Genomic DNA, 546 nt, shown 5'->3' with positions numbered 1-546 from the left:
GTCAATTTTTTGGATGCCAGCAACTGGTTGAACATATTCCCCGTCTTACCGCCACCAATATACGACCAGCGCCCCCACATACGCAGTTTTCCCTGAATCCAGACACTTTCCAGCGTGGTGAGGCGAAGGTGTTCTCCGCTTTTTCCTGTATTCGTTGGGTAAATCACAAATATCCCTCCTTTCTCCAGATTTCTTGTGTGCGAAAAACACCTTCTGCATGCATCAGGCGTAATTCTTCTTTGGTGTAATCGCTGGTTTTTACCCGCCCGTCGATTAAATCGTGGCACGAGCTACAGGCAATCGCGGCCTGCATATCGTGTGGCTTTATCGCTGTTCCGCACGTTCCCGCCAGTCGGTAATGCGCCAGCACAGACGTTTCCGGATCGTGATTGCAGTAGCCAGGAATTCTGACGGTGCACATCTGCCCCCGCGCCGCTTTACGTAAATCCACCATTACACAAACTCCAGTAGCTGCGCGGCCACATTTTCGACTTGTTCCGGAGAGGAAAATTTACGGAACAGAATCCAGTTCCACAGCACATTCAG

General features: G+C 50.7%; 3 protein-coding genes. All 3 read right to left on the bottom strand.

Translation table 11 applies throughout. The annotated features are described in order from the left end of the window. Positions 1–167: DUF1133 family protein (locus tag EQY_RS0123200; protein ID WP_000640125.1), on the bottom strand; the 167-nt coding region annotated here is incomplete at its 3' end. Continuing rightward, on the bottom strand, positions 164–454 hold the full coding sequence (locus tag EQY_RS0123195; protein WP_000228029.1) for a DUF1364 domain-containing protein: 291 nt from the start codon (positions 452–454) through the stop codon (positions 164–166). The genes EQY_RS0123200 and EQY_RS0123195, both read right to left, overlap by 4 nt. Next, positions 454–546 (bottom strand): DUF1367 family protein (locus tag EQY_RS25365; RefSeq protein WP_138984137.1); only part of this gene is annotated, 93 nt, incomplete at its 5' end. The genes EQY_RS25365 and EQY_RS0123195, both read right to left, overlap by 1 nt.

The sequence above is a fragment of the Escherichia sp. TW14182 genome, from assembly GCF_000208525.1.
Classification (GTDB): domain Bacteria; phylum Pseudomonadota; class Gammaproteobacteria; order Enterobacterales; family Enterobacteriaceae; genus Escherichia; species Escherichia ruysiae.
This window is presented reverse-complemented; position numbering and strand designations above follow the sequence as displayed.